This is a genomic window from Ruficoccus amylovorans, from assembly GCF_014230085.1.
Lineage (GTDB): Bacteria > Verrucomicrobiota > Verrucomicrobiia > Opitutales > Cerasicoccaceae > Ruficoccus > Ruficoccus amylovorans.
The window spans coordinates 1-4290 of sequence record NZ_JACHVB010000008.1; the positions used below are offsets into that span (position 1 = coordinate 1).

General features: G+C 59.3%; 5 protein-coding genes. All 5 read right to left on the reverse strand.

Translation table 11 applies throughout. The annotated features are described in order from the left end of the window. Positions 1–97 precede the first annotated feature (97 nt). Complete coding sequence (gene tnpC / locus H5P28_RS00575; protein ID WP_185673694.1) at positions 98–1597, reverse strand: IS66 family transposase; 1500 nt, start codon at positions 1595–1597, stop codon at positions 98–100. Positions 1598–1656: 59 nt separating this feature from the next. Then, positions 1657–2001, reverse strand: a complete 345-nt coding sequence (gene tnpB / locus H5P28_RS00580; RefSeq protein ID WP_185673693.1) for an IS66 family insertion sequence element accessory protein TnpB — start codon at positions 1999–2001, stop codon at positions 1657–1659. Next, positions 1995–2345, reverse strand: a complete 351-nt coding sequence (tnpA, locus tag H5P28_RS00585; RefSeq protein WP_185673692.1) for an IS66 family insertion sequence element accessory protein TnpA — start codon at positions 2343–2345, stop codon at positions 1995–1997. The genes tnpB and tnpA overlap by 7 nt, the downstream gene beginning before the upstream one ends. A 704-nt stretch (positions 2346–3049) precedes the next feature. Next, positions 3050–3964: an IS3 family transposase gene (locus H5P28_RS00590; protein ID WP_185673678.1), complete on the reverse strand. Its 915-nt coding sequence runs from the start codon at positions 3962–3964 to the stop codon at positions 3050–3052. Then, the gene (locus H5P28_RS00595; protein ID WP_185673679.1) at positions 3958–4224 is read right to left on the reverse strand and encodes a transposase; all 267 of its coding nucleotides are present in this window, start codon (positions 4222–4224) and stop codon (positions 3958–3960) included. Before H5P28_RS00595 ends, H5P28_RS00590 begins: the two co-directional genes overlap by 7 nt. Between the last annotated feature and the right edge of the window lie 66 nt (positions 4225–4290).

Genomic DNA, 4290 nt, shown 5'->3' on the forward strand with positions numbered 1-4290 from the left:
GTAAGCGTCCGGAGTGTGTCCTGCTTGAGTTGCCTTTGTGAGGGTGGATTTTTCTCTCTGGTAACCCTTGGGGTTTCCCACTGGTTACGATTTGGATTCAGGCTTGGGTTGCTATTGGTGACCATTTGGCAGGTGACAGAGCGCTGATGTCGTGCTGGTTGGTCATATTGGGGAGGCGCGAGAGGATGTTGCGCAGGTATTGGAAGGGTTCGATGTTGTGGCGCTGGCAGGAGACGACGATGGAGTAGATGATGGCGGATCGTTGGCCGGCCTCGGGGTGTCCGATGAAGAGGAAGTTTTTCTTTCCCAGGGCTGAGGGGCGGATGGCATTTTCCATGAGGTTGTTGTCGATCTCGGCGATGCCGTGTTTTTGGAAGGCAACGAGCTGGGGCCACTGGGAGATGGCGTAGGCGCAGGCCTTGCCGAGGGCGGACTTGGGGAGGGCCTTTCGGCTGGCGAGGGAGATGACCTTTTGCAGGCGGGTCAGCGTGATCTCATTTTCTCGCTGACGGCGGCGTTTGCGCTCGTCGGGGACGAGGTTTTCTTCGCGGTAAGTGGCCTCGCGTTCGTAAAGCCTGGCCATGAGTCGGAGCACGAGGGTGGCTTCGCGTTTGTTGGAGGCGAGGGCGTCGTAAAACTTGCGCCGGACGTGGGCCATGCAGCCCAGGGCGATGACGTCCTTGTTGCCCGAGGCATAGTCTTCGTAGGCGCCGTAGGCATCGGACTGGAGCAGGCCGGTGTATCCGTCCAGCAATGACGTCAGCTCGCCGTGTCGGCGAGAGAGCCGCCAGTCAAAGACGACGTCGCCGCCGGGCCGCGAGATGGCCCAGAGCCAGCCCTGTTCGGTTTTGCCTTTTTTGTGGTCGGAGTCGCAGTAGCGCACCGGCGTCTCGTCCGCCTGGATGTAGGGGCCCGCGAGCAAGTCCGTTCGCATGTAGTTGTAGATGGGCTTGAGCCACTCGGCTACGGCCTCGACCCAGTCTGTCATGGTTTTTCGTGACAAAGGTGCGCCCCACATGGACGAGGCTTTTTCCTGGCGGTAAAGCGGCTGGTGCTGCACGTATTTGCTTAAAACGATCCAGGCCAACAGGCCCGCCGAAGCGTAGCTGCCGTCGATCACGCGCCTGGGCGCGGGGGCCACCACCGGCGGCTGCGAGCGGTCAAGCTTGCGGCGATACCTGGGGCGAACGAGGCGGCGTTTAAACAGCTTCGGCGGGTGGATATCGACTTCAAGGGTCTCTTCTTCGGCGATCTTCTCAAAGGCTTCCGGCTCGGCCTGCACCTCCGGCGGCTCAATCACCACGGTCTCCTCCACCGGCAGGTCCTTGAAGCGCTCAGCAGGCGTTTCATGTTTGCCCGCCTTGGGGGCACGACGTTCGTAAGCGATACTTTGTTTTTCGACCGCTTCGAGTTGGCGCTCCAGGTCGTCCAGGCGCAAGCGCAGTTGAGCGCTGTCGAGCTTCTCACTTTTGCCCGCCCCGAAGAGCTGCTTTTTGAGCCAGTCCACCTGCTCGCGTAAAACCGCAATCACGCCGTTTTGCTCATCGACGATGCGCCGCAACTGTTCCACATCCGGGGAGCCCGCGTCGCTGTCCATGCCTGTATCCAAAACATGATACGATGGCCGTCAAGACAGTGTTGAGAACCGTGCTGATTTTAACGCTCGTACCACGCCTTGAGCGTCCCCTGCTTCAGGTCGATGCCGTTCATCAGCATGGTCATCGCCGCCGGGGTGATCGTCAGCTTGCGTGTGTCGCTGCCGATCGGCCAGCTCAGCCGCCCCTGCTCGATGCGCTTGGCAAACACCCACACCCCCGTCCCGTCAAAATACAGCAGCTTTAGGCGGTTGCGCGTCTTGTTCGTAAAGGCGAACAGCGCCCCGCCCTTGGGATCTTCGCCCAAGTGGTCCCGTGCCACCGCCCACAGCCCGTCAAACTGCTTGCGCATGTCCACCGGCTCCACCGCCACAAAAACTCGCAGCTGATGGGGCAAGCTCAGCATCGCAACGCCTTGACCAATGCCGCCAGCGACTGCGCATCGCCCCCGCGCAAGATCAGCCCCTCCGGCAAACATACCTCCAACAAAGAGGCCCCGCAGGACGGCACCGTCATCTCATGGAAAAGAGGTTTAGACTCGACGCCTCCACCTGCCTGACTGCGCTCGCGACGCTGCTTGAGCCAGTACACCAGCGTGTTGTAGGCCACTCCCTCGCGCCGCGCAAAGGCCTTCTGCGTCAATCCGCTCCCATCGTAGCTCTCAAGTAAACGCTCACGCTCCTCACGACTCTCGATCCGACGACCCCGACTGTCGCGCTTCGCCCCCGTATCCACCAACTCCAAATCCATCCACAAATCTTACACCAGACTGCCTGCTTTGAAAAGTGGGACCAAGCCCGGACGGTTACCAATAAGAACATGTTGTTTGCGTTTTTTCTGCATACCCCCAGACCTCCAAAACTGTTGATTTAGCTGGGGCGATTCTGAGGTGGTTTTCAGAAAAAGGGGCCGGATTTTTGGCGGGGGCGTGGGGTCTGTGGAAAGGGGTGATTCTGGTGGTTGAAACTCAGAAAGCGGCCTTTGGCGGCGCAGTTTCGTAAGCTTTTGCTGGCAGCGAGTTACAAAAAATCCCGCTCCGGGGTGGAGGCGGGATCTTGTGTGGCGGGGTGGGTTGGTGCGCCCGCGACAGGGAAAAAATGGGGTACCTTTCTGAGGAATTTCCTGATGTGTTCGGGCGTGAGGACTTAATTAATGGTGCTTCAAGCATATTGAACAATAAGAGTTCTTCGACGGAATCGCGAATCTCAGCGATTCAGATGCTGGGGCATTCTAAAGCGACTCAGTCGTGTGAATTGTTGATGCAGATTCTCAATGATCGGGGCACTCCCGTTATTGTTCAGATCGCGTGCATTGGGGCTTTGGGCAATTGTGCGAAGGTAAGTCAGACTGAGGTCTTACACTCTTTGGAGCGCTTGCATCTGACATCGGATTTTGAGCCAATTGGTCGGCCCCCACTTTTCGTACCAGAGCGATGAGACGCTGGCTGGGTAGGATTATGTTGGTTGGGTTATGGTTTGCGGGAGTGCTTGGTGCAGTGAGCCCGTAGGGCGAACGGAGCCAAGCACTGCCTTGGTTTGATGCCAGAGTTTGGCAAAGGCGTCGGGGGATATAAAGCCCAAACGGCTGTGCGGATGCTGGCTGTTGTATTTGCGTCGCCAGTTTTCGATGACGACGCGCGCTTCGGTCAGGGAGAGGAACCACTCCTGCTTGAGGCACTCGTCCTGCAGGCGGTTGTGGAAGCTCTCCACGTGAGGGTTTTGCCAGGGCGAGCCCGGCTCGATGTAGAGGGTTTTGATGCGTTTGGATTCCAGGTAGTCCTTGGTCGCCGTAGCGATAAACTCCGGCCCGTTGTCGGAACGGATGTGCTCGGGAGCACCGTGCTTGGCGATGGCTTTGTCCAAGGCCGCGACGATGTCGGCTGACTTCAGCCCGCGAGCCACCGTCAGGCTGATGCACTGGCGGGTAAACTCGTCGATCAGACTGAGCACCCGCAGAGGCGCTCCATTGTCGGTGCGATCCGCCACGAAGTCCCAACTCCACACGTGCCGCGGATGCGTCGCCGCGGTCGGGATCTTGCCGGTGGACTTGCCCTGACGCCGTTGCCGGGGGCGCGGCGGCTTCACGCCCAGCCCTTCAGCCCGGCGTACCTTTTGTACCAGCTTGCGGCTGACCTGCCAGCCTTCGTTGGCCAGCAGCGCTCGTACGCGACGATAACCGTAGCGCGGGTTGGTCCGGCTCACCGCGATGATCGCACGCACGAGGCGAACCATCTTGTCGGTGGCGGTTTTAGCCCGGTAGCAGAAGCTCGACCAGTGCAGACGAAGATACCGACAGGCGGCCCGTAACGAGCACGTTCCCGACTCGGCCACCTCGCGCACCGCTTCGCGCTTGTGCCCCGGGCTTACCATTTTTTTGCGTTTACCTGCTCCAGTACTTTGATGTTCAAAAGCTGGTCGGCCACCAGTTTCTTCAGCTCGGCGTTCTCGCGCTCAAGCTCCTTCAGACGCTTCACATCGCGCAGCTCCATCTGTCCGTACTTGCTCTTCCAACGATGGAAGCTCGCTTTGCTCACATTGTGCTCGCGGCAAACATCGTCCACGCTGCGGCCTTCGTCTGCCTCGCGCAGGAGCGCCACGATTTGCTCTTCGGTGTATCTCTTTCGTTTCATACTTCTGGTCGGGTTCTACCCGCCAGGGTCTCAAACGCAATGGTACGATTCTAGGAGGTCACGCCA